At 73.4% G+C, this 16890-nt stretch carries 17 protein-coding genes; 11 read left to right on the top strand and 6 right to left on the bottom strand.

Annotation, left to right across the window (positions count from 1 at the left end; genetic code table 11):
- Positions 1-3: 3 nt before the first annotated feature.
- Positions 4-780, bottom strand: a complete 777-nt coding sequence (locus ACFW1A_RS13395) for a VOC family protein (RefSeq protein WP_380408338.1) — start codon at positions 778-780, stop codon at positions 4-6.
- 166 nt (positions 781-946) lie between these two features.
- On the opposite strand from ACFW1A_RS13395, the gene ACFW1A_RS13400 reads away from it, so the two are divergent.
- Positions 947-1804, top strand: coding sequence for a sulfurtransferase (locus tag ACFW1A_RS13400; protein WP_380408340.1), 858 nt, complete (start codon positions 947-949; stop codon positions 1802-1804).
- Between the two features lie 67 nt (positions 1805-1871).
- Here ACFW1A_RS13400 and sepH read toward each other — a convergent pair whose 3' ends face one another.
- Complete coding sequence (gene sepH, locus ACFW1A_RS13405; RefSeq protein WP_380408342.1) at positions 1872-2969, bottom strand: septation protein SepH; 1098 nt, start codon at positions 2967-2969, stop codon at positions 1872-1874.
- A 559-nt stretch (positions 2970-3528) separates the two neighbouring features.
- On the opposite strand from sepH, the gene ACFW1A_RS13410 reads away from it, so the two are divergent.
- The gene (locus ACFW1A_RS13410) at positions 3529-4371 is read left to right on the top strand and encodes a hypothetical protein (protein WP_380408344.1); all 843 of its coding nucleotides are present in this window, start codon (positions 3529-3531) and stop codon (positions 4369-4371) included.
- A gap of 7 nt (positions 4372-4378) precedes the next feature.
- Here the strand turns inward: ACFW1A_RS13410 and ACFW1A_RS13415 are convergent, their stop codons facing one another.
- Complete coding sequence (locus ACFW1A_RS13415; protein ID WP_380408346.1) at positions 4379-5695, bottom strand: D-arabinono-1,4-lactone oxidase; 1317 nt, start codon at positions 5693-5695, stop codon at positions 4379-4381.
- A 100-nt stretch (positions 5696-5795) separates the two neighbouring features.
- Entirely contained in the window at positions 5796-7037 is a 1242-nt protein-coding gene (locus ACFW1A_RS13420) for an MFS transporter (protein WP_380408348.1), read from the bottom strand.
- A 156-nt stretch (positions 7038-7193) separates the two neighbouring features.
- Between ACFW1A_RS13420 and ACFW1A_RS13425 the strand changes: the two genes are divergently transcribed.
- Positions 7194-8333, top strand: a complete 1140-nt coding sequence (locus tag ACFW1A_RS13425) for a ferrochelatase (RefSeq protein WP_380408350.1) — start codon at positions 7194-7196, stop codon at positions 8331-8333.
- Between the two features lie 25 nt (positions 8334-8358).
- Positions 8359-9177 carry an inositol monophosphatase family protein gene (locus ACFW1A_RS13430; protein ID WP_380408352.1) on the top strand — a complete coding sequence of 273 codons (819 nt, stop codon included), beginning with the start codon at positions 8359-8361 and terminating at the stop codon, positions 9175-9177.
- Between the two features lie 119 nt (positions 9178-9296).
- On the opposite strand, the gene ACFW1A_RS13435 is transcribed toward ACFW1A_RS13430, so the two are convergent.
- Entirely contained in the window at positions 9297-9479 is a 183-nt protein-coding gene (locus ACFW1A_RS13435) for a hypothetical protein (RefSeq protein WP_380408354.1), read from the bottom strand.
- 451 nt (positions 9480-9930) lie between these two features.
- Here ACFW1A_RS13435 and ACFW1A_RS13440 point away from each other — a divergent pair, with 451 nt between their 5' ends.
- The 4 genes from ACFW1A_RS13440 to ACFW1A_RS13455 all read left to right on the top strand — a co-directional run bounded on the left by ACFW1A_RS13440 (position 9931) and on the right by ACFW1A_RS13455 (position 13857).
- On the top strand, positions 9931-10584 hold the full coding sequence (locus tag ACFW1A_RS13440) for a response regulator transcription factor (RefSeq protein WP_380408356.1): 654 nt from the start codon (positions 9931-9933) through the stop codon (positions 10582-10584).
- Positions 10585-10621: 37 nt separating this feature from the next.
- The gene (locus ACFW1A_RS13445) at positions 10622-11914 is read left to right on the top strand and encodes a sensor histidine kinase (RefSeq protein WP_380408358.1); all 1293 of its coding nucleotides are present in this window, start codon (positions 10622-10624) and stop codon (positions 11912-11914) included.
- A gap of 191 nt (positions 11915-12105) precedes the next feature.
- Positions 12106-13095 (top strand): acyl-ACP desaturase, encoded by a 990-nt coding sequence (locus tag ACFW1A_RS13450; RefSeq protein ID WP_380408360.1) that lies wholly within the window; start codon positions 12106-12108, stop codon positions 13093-13095.
- Positions 13096-13560: 465 nt separating this feature from the next.
- Positions 13561-13857: a DUF4193 domain-containing protein gene (locus ACFW1A_RS13455; RefSeq protein ID WP_380408362.1), complete on the top strand. Its 297-nt coding sequence runs from the start codon at positions 13561-13563 to the stop codon at positions 13855-13857.
- A 206-nt stretch (positions 13858-14063) separates the two neighbouring features.
- Here the strand turns inward: ACFW1A_RS13455 and ACFW1A_RS13460 are convergent, their stop codons facing one another.
- Positions 14064-14501 carry a DUF3093 domain-containing protein gene (locus ACFW1A_RS13460; RefSeq protein ID WP_380408364.1) on the bottom strand — a complete coding sequence of 146 codons (438 nt, stop codon included), beginning with the start codon at positions 14499-14501 and terminating at the stop codon, positions 14064-14066.
- 73 nt (positions 14502-14574) lie between these two features.
- Here ACFW1A_RS13460 and ACFW1A_RS13465 point away from each other — a divergent pair, with 73 nt between their 5' ends.
- The 3 genes from ACFW1A_RS13465 to ACFW1A_RS13475 all read left to right on the top strand — a co-directional run bounded on the left by ACFW1A_RS13465 (position 14575) and on the right by ACFW1A_RS13475 (position 16529).
- Entirely contained in the window at positions 14575-15171 is a 597-nt protein-coding gene (locus ACFW1A_RS13465) for a PaaI family thioesterase (RefSeq protein ID WP_380408366.1), read from the top strand.
- Positions 15168-15635 (top strand): dUTP diphosphatase, encoded by a 468-nt coding sequence (gene dut, locus ACFW1A_RS13470; RefSeq protein ID WP_380408368.1) that lies wholly within the window; start codon positions 15168-15170, stop codon positions 15633-15635. Before ACFW1A_RS13465 ends, dut begins: the two co-directional genes overlap by 4 nt.
- A gap of 78 nt (positions 15636-15713) precedes the next feature.
- A complete protein-coding gene (locus ACFW1A_RS13475) occupies positions 15714-16529 on the top strand; it encodes a DUF3710 domain-containing protein (RefSeq protein WP_380408370.1) in 816 nt (271 codons plus the stop codon).
- Positions 16530-16890: the final 361 nt, after the last annotated feature.

The following is a 16890-nucleotide window of genomic DNA, read 5'->3' on the forward strand; positions in this document are numbered from 1 at the left end:
CCCTCAGGGCAGCGCCACCACCGAGAACCGCCCGCCCTCCGGGTCGGCCAGCCTGGCCACCCGGCCGTAGGGGGTGTCGTGCGGGGCGACCAGCACGCTGCCGCCCAGCGCCGCGCACTGCTCCACCGTCAGGTCCACGTCCGCGACGGCGAAGTAGATCCGCCAGCGCGGCGGGCCGTCGCGCAGGTCGGTGGTCTGCCGGATCCCGGCCACCCGGTGCCCGTCCACCTGCAGGGTGGCGTCCTCCTCGCCGCGGGCCACCGCGGAGGGGTCCGCCTCGACCACCTGGCGCTGGAAGACCGAGCCGTAGAAGGCGGCGGCGAGCGGCTCGTCACCGGTCACCAGCTCGCTCCAGACCGGGGCGCCGGGCTCGCCGACCACCTCCCAGCCCAGGTGGTCCTCGCCCTCCCAGAGCCCGAAGAACGCTCCGGACAGGTCGGCCGCCACCGCCAGCCGACCGGCCGCGTCGGCCTGCAGCGGACCGACCGCCACCGTGCCGCCGCAGTCGCGCACCCGGGCCGAGGCGTCGTCGGCGCTGTCCACCGCGAAGTAGGTGGTCCACTCGGTGGGCAGCGCGGGCTGTTCGGGGGCCAGGCCGATCCCCGCCACCTTGGCCCCGTGCAGGGTGGCCCGCAGGTAGCTGCCGAGCTCGGCCGGCCCGGCGGTGAAGCTCCAGTCCAGCAGCGGCCCGTAGAACGCCTTGGCACGCTCCAGATCGTGTACCAGCAGACTCGCCCAGCAGGGTGAACCGTGCGCCACCCGGACCTGTACCGCCGTCATCGCCGACCCTCCTCGCGGGGGCCCGGCCCGGCGGCACGGGTCCCGCGGCGATGCTCCCACCTGGCGGCCCGACACACCGGACGACCGCGCGGAAAGCATGGCAAAGAGAGCACAAAGGAGGGGGATCGGCAACCTGACGACCGAGTGGGGCAGCAGAATGGCCGTCATGGACAAGACGACTTCCGCGCTGATCTCCGTCGAGGAGCTCGCCGCCGCGCTGGCGGGCGAGCACCCGCCGGTGCTCCTGGACATCCGCTGGCAGCTCGGCGGCCCGCCCGGGCGCGAGGACTACCTGGCCGGCCACCTGCCGGGCGCGCGCTTCCTGGAGCTGGACCGGGAGCTGTCCGCCCCGCCCGGCCCGCCCGGCGAGGGCGGCCGGCACCCGCTGCCGGACCCGGAGCAGCTGGGCACGGCGCTGCGCGGGGCGGGGGTGAGCGCGGACCGTCCGGTGGTGGTGTACGACTCGGGCCCGGCCACCGCGGCCGCCCGGGCCTGGTGGGTGCTGCGCTGGGCCGGCCACCAGCAGGTGCGGGTGCTGGACGGCGGCTTCGCCGCCTGGCGGGCGGCCGGGCAGCCGGTCACCGACGAACTGCCGCCCGCGGGGGAGGGCGACTTCAAGCCGGTCCCCGGGCAGCTGCCCACCCTGGACAAGGACGGCGCCGCGGCCCTGGCCCGCACCGGACTGCTGCTGGACTCCCGGGCCGCCGAGCGGTACCGGGGCGAGGTCGAGCCGATCGACTCCCGGGCCGGCCACATCCCCGGTGCGGTGAGCGCGCCGACCTTCGACAACAACGCGGCCGACGGGCGGTTCAAGCCGGTCGCCGAGCTGGTCGAGCGGTTCGCGGCGCTGGGCGCCGACGGGCAGCGGGTGGTCGGGGTGTACTGCGGCTCGGGCGTGACCGCGGCGCACCAGGCGCTGGCGCTGGAGCTGGCGGGCCACCAGGTGGCGCTCTACCCCGGCTCCTGGAGCGAGTGGTCCAGCGATCCGCAGCGCCCGGCGGCCACCGGTCCCGAGCGGGGCTGAGCGGCCGGGTCCGGAACGACGGAAGGGGCCGCCCGGGACGACCGGGCGGCCCCTTCCGCAGGTCCGACTACTCCTGCTTCTTGCGCCGGCTGCCGAAGACGATCTCGTCCCAGCTGGGCACGGTGGCCCGGCGGCCCGGGCGCACCCCGTCCGCCTCGGCCTGGCGGTCGGTGGTGCCGACCAGTCGCTCGCGGTGCGGTGCGACCGAGCGCGGCATCAGGATGTCCGCGTAGGCCGAGCCGGCCCCGACCGCGGGTGCGGCGGCGGCCGCCGCGGGCTCCTCGACCTCGTGGGCCTCCTCCACCGGAGCGGCCTCGATCGCGGACGGACCCACCGTCAGGTCGCCCCGGAAGGCCGGGACCACGTCCAGCAGGCTGGTCAGCGAATCGCGCTCGGCACCGGCGGCGGCCACGGCCTCGCGCGCCTCCCGGGCCGGCAGCCGCTCGGGCGGCGACATGATCCGGTCGGCCGAGGGGCGCTCGATCATCGGGCGGTGCGGGCGGTCCTGGGGGAGCCGGGCGATCCGCGGGATGAACGGGAAGACCGACTCCTCCTCGCGCTCGACGCTCTCGCCGATCAGCGCGCGGGCCTCGTCGTCGTTCGGCTGCACCAGGCGGCGCGGCGGATCGTAGATCCAGCTCGCGGTGCGGCCCTCGCCGTCCGAACGGTAGGAGAGGACGACCTCCCAGGTGCCGTCGTCGCGGCGCCAGGAGTCCCAGCGCTCGGTGTCCTTCTCGGCGGCGCGCAGGACCAGGCGCTCGGCGACGGCCTCACCCAGCTGCGGTCCGGTGGACTCGCCGGGGCGGCGGATCGGGGTCTTGCGGGCGCGCTCGGCCATGAAGGCGCGCTCGGCCAGCACCGGGCCCTCGAAGCGGCGCACCCGGTCCACCGAGATGCCGGCGGCCTGGGCGACCTCCTCGGCGGAGGCGCCGGCTCGTATCCGCGCCTGGATGTCGCGGGGGCGGAGGTGGCTCTCCACCTCGATCTCGATCTGCCCCAGACGCGGTCGGTCGCCGCGGATGGCGGCGCGCAGCCGTTCGTCGATCGGGAGGGTGTACTCCGTGCTGTCGGCAGCCTTGAGCACCAGCCGTGTGCCGTCGTTGCTGACGGCCACAACCCGCAGTTCGGGCACGGTTACCTCCCGGGTGGTGCCTGCCGACGTCACCTGCGTCGCTGCTCCCGTACTGAGTGTGGCCTGCCCACTGTCGACTTGCCACAACCTTGCAGAGTTCTCCGGCGTGTCGGACTTGGGTCCGATCATGCCGCTGTGGCACGGTGGCCTGTTCGCCGCGTCGCCCTGATGACGCCGCGTCAGTACCGCCCGGGCCGTTCCCCGCACGTGGATGTGGAGCGACGGTTCGGGTCGAGCGCCGCCGTGCGTGCCCGGTTCTCCGGCCGGTTCCCGCCTGCCCGTGAAAAGCAGTCGAGAGGATGACCGAAGGCTCAGACCCCACGAACAGTACTCCATTCGTGGCATCCACAGGGGCGGCTCGCCGCTCAAGTCTCCCGCGATTCACGGGAATCTCAAGAGGGGGGACTCCATTGGCGGACCATCGATCAGCTGACGGTGATCATCTTCACATATATCGACCGCAAAGAACCGGATTTTCGACCCTTGTGTCCTTCTATGTGCACAATGGGCGTTCTTCTGGGAACGGCTGACGTGCCGAGGGGCCGCCGAACGCGGACCTGACGAGATACGAGGAAAGCTGGCGAGGAGCGGAATGGCCGAGCGGGCCGGAGCGGCGAAGAACGGACGGCGGATCGACCTGAGCATGGCCCAGGTGGTCGCCAGCGCCCTGGCGGCGGTGGTCGGCGCGGTGCTCGCCTCGGAACTCGGGGTCTACGGCACGATCATCGGCGCGGCCGTGGTGAGCGTCGGCGCCACGGTCGGCAGTGCGGTCTTCCACCACGCCTTCAAACGCACCGGCGAACAACTGCGCGAGGCGGTCGGCGCCGGCCCGGGACAGACCGTGAACGAGCTGCGCCAGGCGCCCGCCGCCGCCACCGCGCCGCTGCCGGCCGCCTGGCGGCCCGACCGTGCGGCACCGGCCGGCGCCGGACCTGACGGTGCGCCGGCCGACGGCGGGTGGCACGCGTCGCCGGTGCAGCGGGCGGGGCGCCGCTGGGGGTGGCGCGGCTACGCGGTGGCCTCGGCGCTGGTCTTCGTGCTGGCGATGGCGCCGATCGTGGTCGTCGAGCTGGCCTCCGGCAGGAACATGCACGCGATCACCACCGGCGAGCAGGGCGGCGGCACCTCGATCCTGCCCGGCCGCACGGACCGGTCCGACCCGGCGCCCGGTCCGACGCCGGCGCCGAAGCCGGCCGGCAGCGCCTCCGGCGACCCGAGCACCGCCCCGGTCCCGCCGGTCACGAGTCCGTCGACCGGCACCACCACCCCCGCGCCGACCGGCAGCCCCGGTGCCGGCCCGAGCCCCAGCCCCTCACCCAGCACCTCGCCGGGGGCCTCGGCCGACGCGTCGCCCGGCCCCGGGGCGAGCACGCCGGTCCCGCAGCCGCCGGCGCCGCCGACCGGGAACGACCGGTCCGCGCCGGCCTCCCCCTGAGGCACGGTCAGTCGCCCAGCACCCGGCGCAGGTGGGCGTTGGCGAACCGGCGCTGCGGGTCCACCCGGTCGCGCAGCGCGGTGAAGTCGGTGAAGTGAGGGTAGGCCCCGGCCAGGTAGGCGGCGTCCCTGGTGTGCAGCTTGCCCCAGTGCGGGCGGCCCTGATGCGCCGTCATCAGCTGCTCCACCGCGGCGAAGTACCCCTGGTCGGCGGTGCCCCGGTACAGGTGGACGGCGATGTAGACGGTGTCGCGCCCGCTCGCGGTGGACAGCCACAGGTCGTCGGCGGGGGCGCAGCGCACCTCCACCGGGAAGCTGATCCGCCAGTCGCCGCGGTCCACCAGCCGCTTGAGCTCGCGCAGCACCGTGGTGGCCGCCGCGCGCGGCACCGCGTACTCCATCTCGACGAAGCGCACCTTGCGCGGGCTGGTGAAGACCTTGTGGGCCACGTCCGTGTAGGTCCGCTCGGACCAGGCGCGGCTGGCCACCGCGGCGATGGCGGGGACGGTGCGGGGGAAGGCCCGGCCGATCCGGCAGGCGCCCTCCCACACCGTGTTGGACAGGAAGTCGTCCTCCAGCCAGGCCTTGACCGCCGGCAGTGGGGCGGCCGGGCCCTGGCTGCGGTTGTTGCGCTTGGTGCTGCACCGGTCGGTGTGCGGGAACCAGTAGAACTCGAAGTGCTCGTTGACCCGGCTGAGCTCGTCGAAGTCGGCCAGCACCCGGTCGAAGGTCATCGGCGCCTCCTGCGCGGTGAGCAGGAAGGCCGGTTCCACCGCGAAGGTGAGCGCACTGACCACCCCGAGCGCGCCCAGGCCCAGCCGGGCGCCCTGGAACAGCTCGGGCTGCTCGGTGGCCGAGCAGTGCTGGACGCTGCCGTCGGCCAGCACGATCTCCACGGCCCGGAGCTGGGCGGCCAGCGAGCCGGAGTCGCGCCCGGTGCCGTGGGTGCCGGTGCTGGTGGCGCCGGCCACCGTCTGGACCTCGATGTCGCCCATGTTGGTCAGCGAGAGCCCGGCCTCGGCCAGCAGCCGGTTGAGCCGGGACAGCGGCAGCCCGGACTCGACGGTGACGGTGCCCGCCGCACGGTCCAGCTCGCGCACCGCGTCCAGGCCCTCGGGGCGGATCAGCACGGCTTGCTCGGCGGCGGCGACGGCGGTGAAGGAGTGCCCGGAGCCGATCGCCTTGACGGGCAGGCCCTCCTCGCCGGCCCGGCGGACCACGGCGGCCAGCTCCTCGGCGGAGGTGGGGGCGGCGATCCTGGCGGGCGTGGCGCTCTGGTTGCCGGCCCAGTTGGTCCAGCGGCCGTTGCTGACGGTGGCGGGCATGCGGGGCGCCTCCTGCGATGGGCACCGGGGTGCCGGTCTACCAGTGGGTAGGGAGCCTAGCCACCGGCCGCGGGCGGGTCTACGGCCGCCGCCGACGCGTTCAGCGCGCGGCCACCGCCGGCTCCGGGACGGCGGTGCGGGCGGCCGGGCGCAGCCGGCGGCCCCCGGCCAGGGCGACCAGCAGGCCGAAGAGGCCGGCGGCCAGCGGGACCCAGTAGCCGGCCGCGGCCCCGGCGGCGTCCACCACCAGGCCGGCCAGCGAGGAGCCGCCGGCCACCCCGAGGGCCAGCCCGGTGGTGGTCCAGGTCATCCCCTCGGTCAGCTGGGCGGCGGGCACCAGGCGCTCCACCAGGCCCATCGTGGTGATCATGGTCGGCGCTATGGTCAGGCCGGAGACGAACAGGGCGCCGCCCACCGCCAGCATCCCGACCACGCCGCTGCACAGCGCCGCGGCCGCCACCAGCGGCACCATGGTCACCGCCATCACGCCCACCCCCACCTGGAACCGCCGGGCGGCGGAGCCGCGCGGGCGCAGCGCACCGAAGACGGCCCCGGCCAGGCCCGAGCCGAGCGCGTACACCGCCAGCACCAGGCTGGAGGCGCCGGTGTGCCCCTGGGCACGGCCGTAGGCGACGGTGACCACCTCGACCGAGCCGAAGATCGCGCCGGTGGCCACGAAGGTCAGCACCAGCACCCGCAGGCCGGCCGAGCGGATCGCGCTGCCGCCGGAGCGCCGGGCGGCCGGGTGCACCGGCGGCTCGGTGCTCCGCTGGGCGGTGAACAGCGCCACCCCGACGGCCAGGAAGACCGCGGCCAGCAGCACGCCGGCCTCCGGGAAGAGCGCGGTGGCCAACCCGATCGAGAGGGTCGGGCCGACGATGAAGATGATCTCGTCGACCACCGACTCGAACGCGTAGGCGGTGTGCAGCTTGGCGGGGTCGTCCCGGTACAGCAGCGCCCAGCGGGCCCGGACCAGCGCGCCGGTGCTCGGCATGGCGCCCATCGGCACCGCGCACAGGAAGTAGGTCCAGTCCGGCGCACCGGCCCGGGCGCAGACCAGCATCGCGGCCCCGGCCAGCACCGCGAGCGCGGTGGCCGGGCGGGCCACCCGGCGCTGCCCGTACCGGTCGACCAGCCGGGAGACCTGCGGGCCCATCGCCGCCGCGGCCAGCGCCATGGTCGCGTAGACCGCGCCGCCCACCCCGTAGGAGCCGCGCAGCAGGGAGAGCATGGTCACCACCCCGATGCCGGTCATCGAGATCGGCAGCCGGGACAGGAAGCCGGTGGCCGAGAAGGCCAGGCTGCCGGGCGCGGCGAAGATCTGGCGGTAGCTGGACAGCACGGGGTCTCCGGGACGTTCGTCAGGGCGGGGCGGTCAGGCGTAAGGAACATTCCTAACTAAGACAGCTTACGAACTTTGGCAAACGGAATACACCGGACGAGCCCGGATCCCGGGGCCTGCCCTGCGGGCCCGCGCGGCAGTGGCAGGATCGGGGCCATGGCTGACTCGACTGCCGGGGGCCCGGCCCCCTACGACGCGCTGCTGCTGCTCTCCTTCGGCGGGCCGGAGGCCCCCGAGGAGGTGGTGCCGTTCCTGGAGAACGTCACCCGCGGCCGCGGCATCCCCAAGGAGCGGTTGGCCGAGGTGGGGCAGCACTACTTCCTGTTCGGCGGGGTCAGCCCGATCAACGCGCAGAACCGCGAGCTGCTGGCCGCGCTGCGCAAGGACTTCGCCGAGCACGGTCTGGAGCTGCCCGTCTACTGGGGCAACCGGAACTGGGCCCCCTACCTGGTCGACACGCTGCGCGAGATGGCCGACGACGGCCACCGCCGGATCGCCGTGCTGGCCACCAGCGCCTACGCCGGCTACTCGGGCTGCCGCCAGTACCGGGAGAACCTGGCCGACGCGCTGGCCACCCTGGCCGCCGAGGGCCGGTCCGGGCTGGCCGTGGACAAGCTGCGGCACTTCTACAACCACCCCGGCTTCGTCGAACCCATGATCGAGGCCACCCTGGCCGCGCTCGCCGAGCTGCCGGCCCCGCTGCGCGCGGGCGCGGAGCTGGCCTTCACCACCCACTCGATCCCGACCGCGATGGCCGAGGCCTCCGGCGCCCCGGACGACCCGGCCCGCGGCACCCCGGGCGGCGCCTACGTGGCCCAGCACCTGGACGTGGCGGGCCTGATCGCCGCCGCGGTCGCCGAGGCCACCGGGGTGGCGGACCGCCCCTGGCAGCTGGTCTACCAGTCGCGCTCCGGCGCCCCGCACGTCCCGTGGCTGGAGCCGGACATCTGCGACCACCTGGCGGACCGTCAGCAGGCGGGCGCGGCTGCCGTGGTGATGGTGCCGATCGGCTTCGTCTCGGACCACATGGAGGTCAAGTACGACCTCGACACCGAGGCGGTGGCCAGGGCCGCCGAGCTGGACCTGCCGGTGGCCCGGGCCGCCACGGTCGGCGCGGACCCGCGGTTCACCGCCGCGGTGCGCGAGCTGCTGCTGGAGCGGGCGGCCGCCGAGCGCGGCGAGCCGGTGCCCCGCTGCACGCTCGGCGCCCTCGGGCCCGGCCAGGACCGCTGCGCCGTCGCCTGCTGCCCCAACCCCCGGGCCCCGCGCCCGGCCGCCGCCCAGGCCGAGGCCTGACCGCCAAGCCGAGTTGAGGAGAACCGTGTCCGACCAGACCGCACCCGACGCCGCCCTGCTGGACGAACTGCTCGCCCTCGCACTGGAGGCCGCCCGCCGGGCCGCCGAACTGCTGCACGACGGCCGACCGGCCGACCTGGGCGTGGCCGCCACCAAGAGCAGCCCGGTCGACGTGGTGACCGAGATGGACCTGGCCTCCGAGAAGCTGATCGTGGAGCTGATCACCGGCCGCCGCCCGCTGGACGGCTACCTGGGCGAGGAGGGCACCGAGCGGCCGAGCGGGAGCGGCGTGCGCTGGATCGTCGACCCGCTCGACGGGACCGTCAACTACCTGTACGGGCAGCCCAACTGGGGAGTGAGCGTGGCCGCCGAGCTGGACGGCGAGGTGGTGGTCGGGGTGGTGGCGGCGCCGGCCCGCCGCGAGCTGTTCCAGGCGGTGCGCGGCCGTGGTGCCCAGTGCGACGGGCGGGCGCTGGCGGTGCGGCCGGCTCCGGTCTGGGGCCAGGCGCTGATCGCCACCGGGTTCAACTACGTGCAGCCGGTGCGGGTGCACCAGGCCGGGGTGCTGCACGGGCTGATGCCGCAGGTGCGCGACATCCGGCGCGGCGGCGCGGCCGCGGTCGACCTGTGCGACCTGGCCGCGGGCCGGCTGGACGGCTACTACGAGCGCGGCCTGCAGCCGTGGGACCTGGCGGCCGGCGGCCTGATCGCCCGCGAGGCCGGCGCGCTGACCGGCGGGCGCCCGGGCAGCCCGGCCTCCGGCGAGCTGGTGGTGGCCGCCGCCCCCGGCGTCTTCGAGCCGCTGCAGGCCAGGCTGGAGGAGCTCGGCGCCTGGCACGACTGAGCGGGACCGGACGAGCGAAGAGCAAACCCCGGCGCGGAGGACCGCGCCGGGGTTCGTCACGTGTTCGGGGCCGGTCGTCCGGCCCGTGGCAGGAAGCGCCGCGCGAGGCGGGCGCCGGGTCAGGCGCTGCGGGGCAGCGAGAGGACCGGGTCGACACCGTGCTCGGCGGCGATCCGGCGCAGGTCTTCCAGTTCGGACTGTTCGACCTCGGCGAGGAACTCGTCCCCGGACTCGAGTGCACGGTGCAGATCCTGCTCGGCGTTCCTTATACGCTGCAGGATTCCGGCGGTGAAGGCGTCCATGCGGCAGACCCCCTTACGGTGTCGGACGTGCGCGGTCGAGCGTTCCTTGGTCGGGAGGGCGGTTGCTCCAACGCCTGCGTCCGTCCGATCGGCTGGCTCCGAGCGGATGCAGGTGCGGCCGTCGGCCGCTCGTTGGACTGCTTGCGAACCCCCGGCCAGTGCGGATGGAACGCACGGCGGGTGGATGCGACTGCCTGACGGCGTGATCGCGGGTGTGCCATTCGTCCTCCCCCGGTTCCCGGGCGGGAAACCTGCGGGCCGCGAGAAACCCTGGAAAGTTGCCGCCGTCACATGCGGGACTCGCCCGCCGGTGCGGCGGACGGGGGCGGGCGGCCGGTGACTTACCGCTGCTTTACCGGCGGACCAGGCAGGATGGAGAGCACCGTCGTCAGTCGCAGGCCCGCGTTCGGGACCCTCCCGCGCCGCGCGCCCCAGAGAAGGGACCACCGCTGTGCGGGTTCTAGTCGTCGAGGACGAGCAGCTGCTCGCCGAAGCCGTGGCCACCGGCCTGCGCCGGGAGGCCATGGCCGTCGACGTGGTGTACGACGGCGAGGCCGCGCTGCAGCGGATCGCCGTCAACGACTACGACGTGGTGGTGCTGGACCGCGACCTGCCGCTGGTGCACGGGGACGACGTCTGCCGCAGCGTGGTCGAGCAGGGCCTGGCCACCCGGGTGATCATGCTGACCGCCTCCGGCGACATCAGCGACCGGGTCGAGGGCCTGGAGATCGGCGCGGACGACTACCTGCCGAAGCCGTTCGCCTTCAGCGAACTGGTGGCCCGGGTGCGCGCCCTGGGCCGCCGCGCCACCGTCCCGCTGCCCCCGGTGCTGGAGCGGGCCGGCATCACCGTCGACCCGGGCCGGCGCGAGGTGTTGCGCGACGGGCGCTCGATCCAGCTGGCACCCAAGGAGTTCGCGGTGCTGGAGGTGCTGATGCGGGCCGGCGGCGCCGTCGTCTCGGCCGAGCAACTGCTGGAGAAGGCGTGGGACGAGCACACCGACCCGTTCACCAACGTGGTGCGGGTGACCGTGATGACGCTGCGCCGCAAGCTGGGCGACCCCGCCGTGATCGTCACCGTGCCCGGCTCCGGCTACCGGATCTGACCCGTTCCGCAGGACCCCCACCAGAGGGATGACTTCGATGACCACCCCGCCCACTGCCGGCGGGCCCCCCGGCAGTCCGCACGCGGTGCCGCCGCGGCCCGTCCACCCACCGCGCCCCAGTTATCCGCCGCACGGCGACTCCTCCTTCGGCCCCGGCGACGGCCTGAGCTGGCTGCCGTTCCGCCCGACCATCCGGATCAGGCTCACCCTGCTGTACGGCGGGATGTTCCTGATGGCCGGGGTGCTGCTGCTGCTGATCATGTACGTGGTGGTCCGGCAGGCGCTGCAGGACAGCAGCGTGCTGCCGAACATCACCGTCGACCCCGGGGTCAGCCTGAAGTTCAACGGCATGCCGATAACCGGGGACCAGTTCAACGCGCAGCTGCGCGCCATGCAGACGGCCAACGCGCACAGCGAGCTGGACTCGCTGCTGCGCAAGTCGCTCACCATCCTGGTGGCGCTGGCGGTCATCGCGTTCGCGGCCGGCTACGCGATGGCCGGCCGGGTGCTGCGCCCGCTGGGCCGGATCACCCGCACCGCGCGCGAGGTGGCCAGCTCCGACCTGCACCGGCGGATCGAGCTGGACGGCCCGGACGACGAGCTCAAGGAGCTCGCCGACACCTTCGACGACATGCTCGACCGGCTGGACCGCTCGTTCGACTCGCAGCGGCGCTTCGTCGCCAACGCCTCGCACGAGCTGCGCACCCCGCTGGCGATCAACCGCACGCTGCTGGAGGTGCAGCTGGCCGACCCGGCCGCCTCGCCCGACCTGCAGCAGCTCGGCAAGACCCTGCTGGCCACCAACGAGCGCAGCGAGCAGCTGGTGGAGGGCCTGCTGCTGCTGGCCCGCAGCGACAACGAGCTGCTCGACCGCAAGCCGGTGGAGCTGGCCGAGGTGGCCGCGCGGGCGATCGAGCAGACCCGCGCCGAGGCGGTCGGCCGGGAGGTGGAGATCCGCTCCGAGCTGCACCCCGTCGCGGTGGCGGGCAACGGCGTCCTGCTGGAGCGGATCGCGCTCAACCTGCTGCAGAACGCGGTCCGTTACAACCTGCCGGACGGCTGGGTGGAGATCACCTCGGCGCCCGGACCCGGCGGCGTGGGGGAGCTGGTGGTGACCAACACCGGCCCGGTGGTGCCCGGCTACGAGCTGGAGCACATCTTCGAACCGTTCCGCCGGGTCAAGGGCGCGGACCGGACCCGCAGCGACAAGGGCGTGGGTCTGGGCCTGTCCATCGTCCGCTCGGTGGTGCGGGCGCACGGCGGCGCCATCGAGGCGGTGCCGAGGCCCGGCGGCGGGCTGGTCATGCGGGTACGAATCCCCGGCGCCTGAGGCCGCAAGCGTCGCGCAAGCGCCCTGTGCACCCTTCCCACCTGCGGGAAGGAACGCGCAGGGCGCTTGTCATTTCCCCCCGGGTTTACTTACGCTGCCGTAACCTACGCTGCCGTAAGGTACGGAAGCGTAAGTCCGTTTCTCCCGTACCGACGCCTCCACCTGTGTCCCACCCGTCAGGAGCCACCGCCGTGACCATCGCCCCCGTACAGCGCACCGCCTCGGCCGGCTCGACCGCGTGGACCGACGCCCGCCTGATCCTGGCCCTGGAGGAGGTGGTCGAGACCGAGCTGAACCGCCACCTGAAGGTCGCCAAGGAGTGGATGCCGCACGAGTTCGTCCCGTGGAGCCAGGGCCGCGACTTCGACGGGGTGCTGGACGGCGAGGCGTGGGACGTGAGCCAGTCCAAGGTCACCCCGGTGGGCCGGGTGTCGCTGGTGGTCAACCTGCTGACCGAGGACAACCTGCCGAGCTACCACCACGAGATCGCCACCATGTTCGGGCGCGAGGGCGCCTGGGGGACCTGGGTGCACCGCTGGACGGCCGAGGAGGGCCGGCACGGAATAGCCCTCCGCGACTACCTGCTGGCGACCCGCGCGGTGGACCCGGTGGCGCTGGAGCGGGCCCGGATGGACCACATGTCGGCCGGCTTCGAGTCGGACAACGCGCACAGCATGCTGCACTCGGTGGCCTACGTCGCCTTCCAGGAGCTGGCCACCCGGATCTCGCACCGCAACACCGGCCACTTCGCCGGCGACCCGCTCTGCGAGCAGCTGCTGGCGAAGATCGCCAACGACGAGAACCTGCACATGGTCTTCTACCGCAACCTGCTCCGGGCCGCCCTGGAGATCGCGCCGGACCAGGCCATGCAGGCCGTGCGCGACGTGGTGACCGACTTCCGGATGCCCGGCCACGGCATGCCCGGCTTCGAGCGCGCCGCCGCCCAGATCGCCATCGGCGGCATCTACAACCTGCGCATCCACCACGACGACGTGCTGCAGCCGGTGCTGCGCCACCTGAAGGTGATGGAGGTCTCCGGCCTCGGGCCGGTCGGCCTGCGCGCCCAGCAGGAGCTCGGCCTCTTCCTGGAGGGCCTGGACGCCCAGGCCACCAAGTTCGACGAGCGGCAGGCCGCCCTGCTGGCCCGGCGGGCCGCGGCGGCCGAGCGCAAGGCGGGCTGAACCGGCTCCCGGGCGGGTGGTTTCCCACCCATTCGCCCGATACGCGGGACACCGTGACGAAGCTCACACCGTTCTACGGGGACGGTTCGCCCGGTCTCGCAGAGTGATCATCCGGAGACCGGGCATGATCGCTGTGGGTAGTGGGATCAGGCGCTCCGGCCCGCGCTCCGGCGCACGGCCGAAGCGCCTCCTTGCTGCGCGGGGGCGCCCTGGCGGGCTCGTGGGGCAGGGCGTACCATCACCTTCCGTATTCGACGGCAGGTGTTCACGCACCAGGGGTGGACACTGTCCGCAAGCCCCTCGGAGGTGGCCCCGATCACACGGTCGGGCCCCCCGCTGAGTGTCGATTGAGTAACAGGGCTTGAAGTAAGGCACAATCTCGGCCTCGGGTCGGGCACAAGACCGGCCCCTCATGCGTTACGTGCGCTGGAGATACCGCACACACCCAGAGGGGGAGAGCGAAACATGGCGACTGACTACGACACCCCACGCAAGACCGATGACGACCTCAACGAGGACAGCATCGAAGAACTGAAGGCCCGCCGGAACGACAAGTCGTCCAGCACCGTCGACATCGAGGACTTCGATTCGGCGGAGAGCCTGGAACTGCCCGGGGCCGACCTCTCCAACGAGGAGCTGTCGGTCCGGGTGCTGCCCCGGCAGGCTGACGAGTTCACCTGCATGAGCTGCTTCCTGGTGCACCACCGGAGCCAGCTGTCCCGCGAGAAGAACGGTCATCCGATCTGCCGGGACTGCGACTGAGCATCGGGCCGTACCGGCCCGAGCCAGGCGGCGAACTCACGGGGAACCGCCGCCGACTCGGCACCACGTCCCGCCCGGTCCGGACCCCCGGACCGGAGGCTGCTCCAGCGCCCGCCACCGCGGGTGCACACGCACGGCGAAGGGGCGGTCCGTACCCACGGACCGCCCCTTCGCCGTACCCGCTGCCGGGTGGTGGGGACTGCGGCTCAGCCCTGCCCGGCGCCGATCGCGGCGGCCAGCGCCTCGGGGTCGCGGGTGGAGAGGTAGAGGTACGGGGTGGGGTCGGCCGGGTCGACCACCTCGACCCGCAGCGCGGTCCGGACGTAGCTGCGCAGCAGCATGAAGGCGCGCGGATCAGCCTTGACCGAGCGCCAGGCCACCGCCTCCGCAGCGTTCAGCGGGTGCGCCGCGCCCAGCGCCGAGAGCGGGATCCGCGCCTGGCCGGCCACCAGCGAGCCCTGCACCACCCGGATCCGGGCGCTGCCGTAGGAGCTGAGCCCGATCGCCGCGGCGACGAACCCGACCAGCAGGCCGATCAGCCCCGGCACCGGACCGAAGCGGAGCAGGATCAGGCCGAGTGACAGACCGGCCGCGACCGGCAGCAGCCACCAGGAACGGGGCGCGGTGAGGCGTTCGTCGTACATGTCCGCCATTGTGTCCCAGGCTCGTTCCCGGCCGACCGTTGCACCTTGGCTACTCGTGAGTAGGGTCGACCTCGTGACCGCGAACACGACCCCCACCAGCACTCCCACCACGCCGCCCCCGGACGCGACCGCCCCGGTCCGGCACCCCGAGGCACCGGCCCCCGGCACCTCGCTCGGCTCCCACTACGTGCACTGCTTCGGCTGCGGGCCGCAGCAGAGCGCCGGGCTGCAGATCGACGTCCGGGCGGGCGAAGGCGTCGACGTCACCGCCGAGTTCACCGTCAAGCCGGTGCACCAGGGCGGGCCCGGCCTGGCCCACGGCGGCATCCTGACCACCGCGATGGACGAGACCCTCGGCTCGCTCAACTGGCTGCTGCACGCCGCCGCGGTGACCGGACGGTTGGAGACCGATTTCCTCTGCCCGGTCCCGGTCGACTCGGTGCTGCACATCAGTGCCCGGGTCACCGGCATCCACGGCCGCAAGATCTACTGCGCCGGGGAGGGACGCATCGGCGGACCGCAGGGACCGGTCGCGATCCGGGCGGCGGCACTCTTCGTCCAGGTGAAGCTGGAACACTTCACCACGCACGGTCGTCCGGCCGACATCAAGGCCGCCCTGGACGACCCCGACCTGTTCAAGCGCGCCAGAGCCTTCGAGGTGAATCCGTGAGTTCCACCGTCCGTCCCCCGGTCGACATCCTGATCCGGCGACTCGACCCCGAGCTGCCGCTGCCCGGCTACGCCCAGCCGGGAGACGCCGGCGCGGATCTGGTGGCCGCCGTCGACGCCGACCTGGAGCCGGGCGAGCGCACCGTTATTCCCACCGGCATCGCCATCGCGTTGCCGGACGGCTACGCGGCGTTCGTCCACCCGCGCTCCGGGCTGGCAGCTCGTTGCGGAGTTGCGCTCGTGAACGCCCCAGGGACGGTCGATGCCGGGTACCGTGGTGAGATCAAGGTGATCGTCGTCAACCTGGACCCGCGCGAGCGGGTCAGCTTCCGCCGTGGGGACCGCATCGCCCAGCTGGTCATCCAGCAGGTCGAGAAGGCCCGATTCCACGAGGTGGCAGAACTGCCCGGGTCCGCACGCGCCGAGGGTGGGTTCGGGTCGACCGGCGGCCATGCTGCGATCTAGTGCCGCGCAGCGGTACGCTCCGCGGCGATCCAGCAGGTACGAGCAGGTATTCGCATCGGTCTTGGACCGGGAAGGACAGTGACCGTGTTCCGTCGTCGCCAGAAGAGCGAGGACGCTGTCGAGCAGCTCGCCGAGGACGCCATCAGCGCCGACGAGACGGCCGATGACGTCGAAGACCCCGCAGGCTCCGAGAGCGAAACCGATGTCGAGGAGCTGGACGAGGACCCGGCCGACCGGGTCGGCCTGCCGCCGGCCCCGCGTCCCGACGGCCCCTGGGACGTGTCCGAGCTGGAGAGCCCCCAGGACGGCCGGGTCGACCTCGGCGGTCTGCTGATCCCCGGCGTCGAGGGCATGGAGCTGCGGGTGGAGGTGGCCGGCGACGCGATCGTGGCCGCCACCCTGGTGCTCGGCAACAGCGCCATCCAGCTGCAGGCCTTCGCGGCGCCCAAGTCCGAGGGCATCTGGACCGAGGTCCGGGACGAGATCGCCGAGGGCATCCGCTCCCAGGGCGGGCTGGCCGAGGAGGAGGAGGGTCCGCTCGGTTGGCACCTGCGGGCCCAGGTCCCGGTGCAGCTGCCGGACGGCACCCAGGGCGTGCAGCTGGTGCGCTTCGTCGGTTGCGACGGCCCGCGCTGGTTCCTGCGCGGTGTCATCTCCGGTCAGGCCGCCGTGCAGCCGGAGACCGCCTCGGTCCTGGAGCAGGTGTTCCAGCAGACCGTCGTGGTCCGCGGTGAGGCGCCGATGGCGCCGCGCGACCCGATCGTGCTCAAGCTCCCCGAGGACGCCCAGATGGTGGCCGACGGCGGCGTCGGCTCGGGCGAGGGCGACAGCTCGCGCTTCGGCGGCGACCTCAGCCCGTTCGCGCGCGGCCCGGAGATCACCGAGGTGCACTGACACGGGTGACCTCGGTCGCCCCTGCGCCACTCACCGGCCCCGGACAGTTCACCTGTCCGGGGCCGGTTTGACTCCCGGTGGACGGATGCGTAACGTTCTCCGGGTTGCCCCGCAGGCCGCGCGGCTCCGCCCAGGGTTCGGACTTCGATTCGAATAGGGCGGGGAAAACGGGCCGAAAAACTCTGCTAGAGTTCGGGAGCGCCGAAAGGCGAAAGCACATCGGAATGAATTCCGGAGCCGGAAACGGAACGGAAAGCATCTGATAGGCTGGAAACACGAAAGAACGAAGCCCGGAGGGCCTGCCGGAAGGCGGCGCGAAGGAAGCGTCCGTTCCTTGAGAACTCAACAGCGTGCCAAAAGT

The sequence above is a fragment of the Kitasatospora sp. NPDC058965 genome, assembly GCF_042741245.1.
GTDB lineage: Bacteria > Actinomycetota > Actinomycetes > Streptomycetales > Streptomycetaceae > Kitasatospora.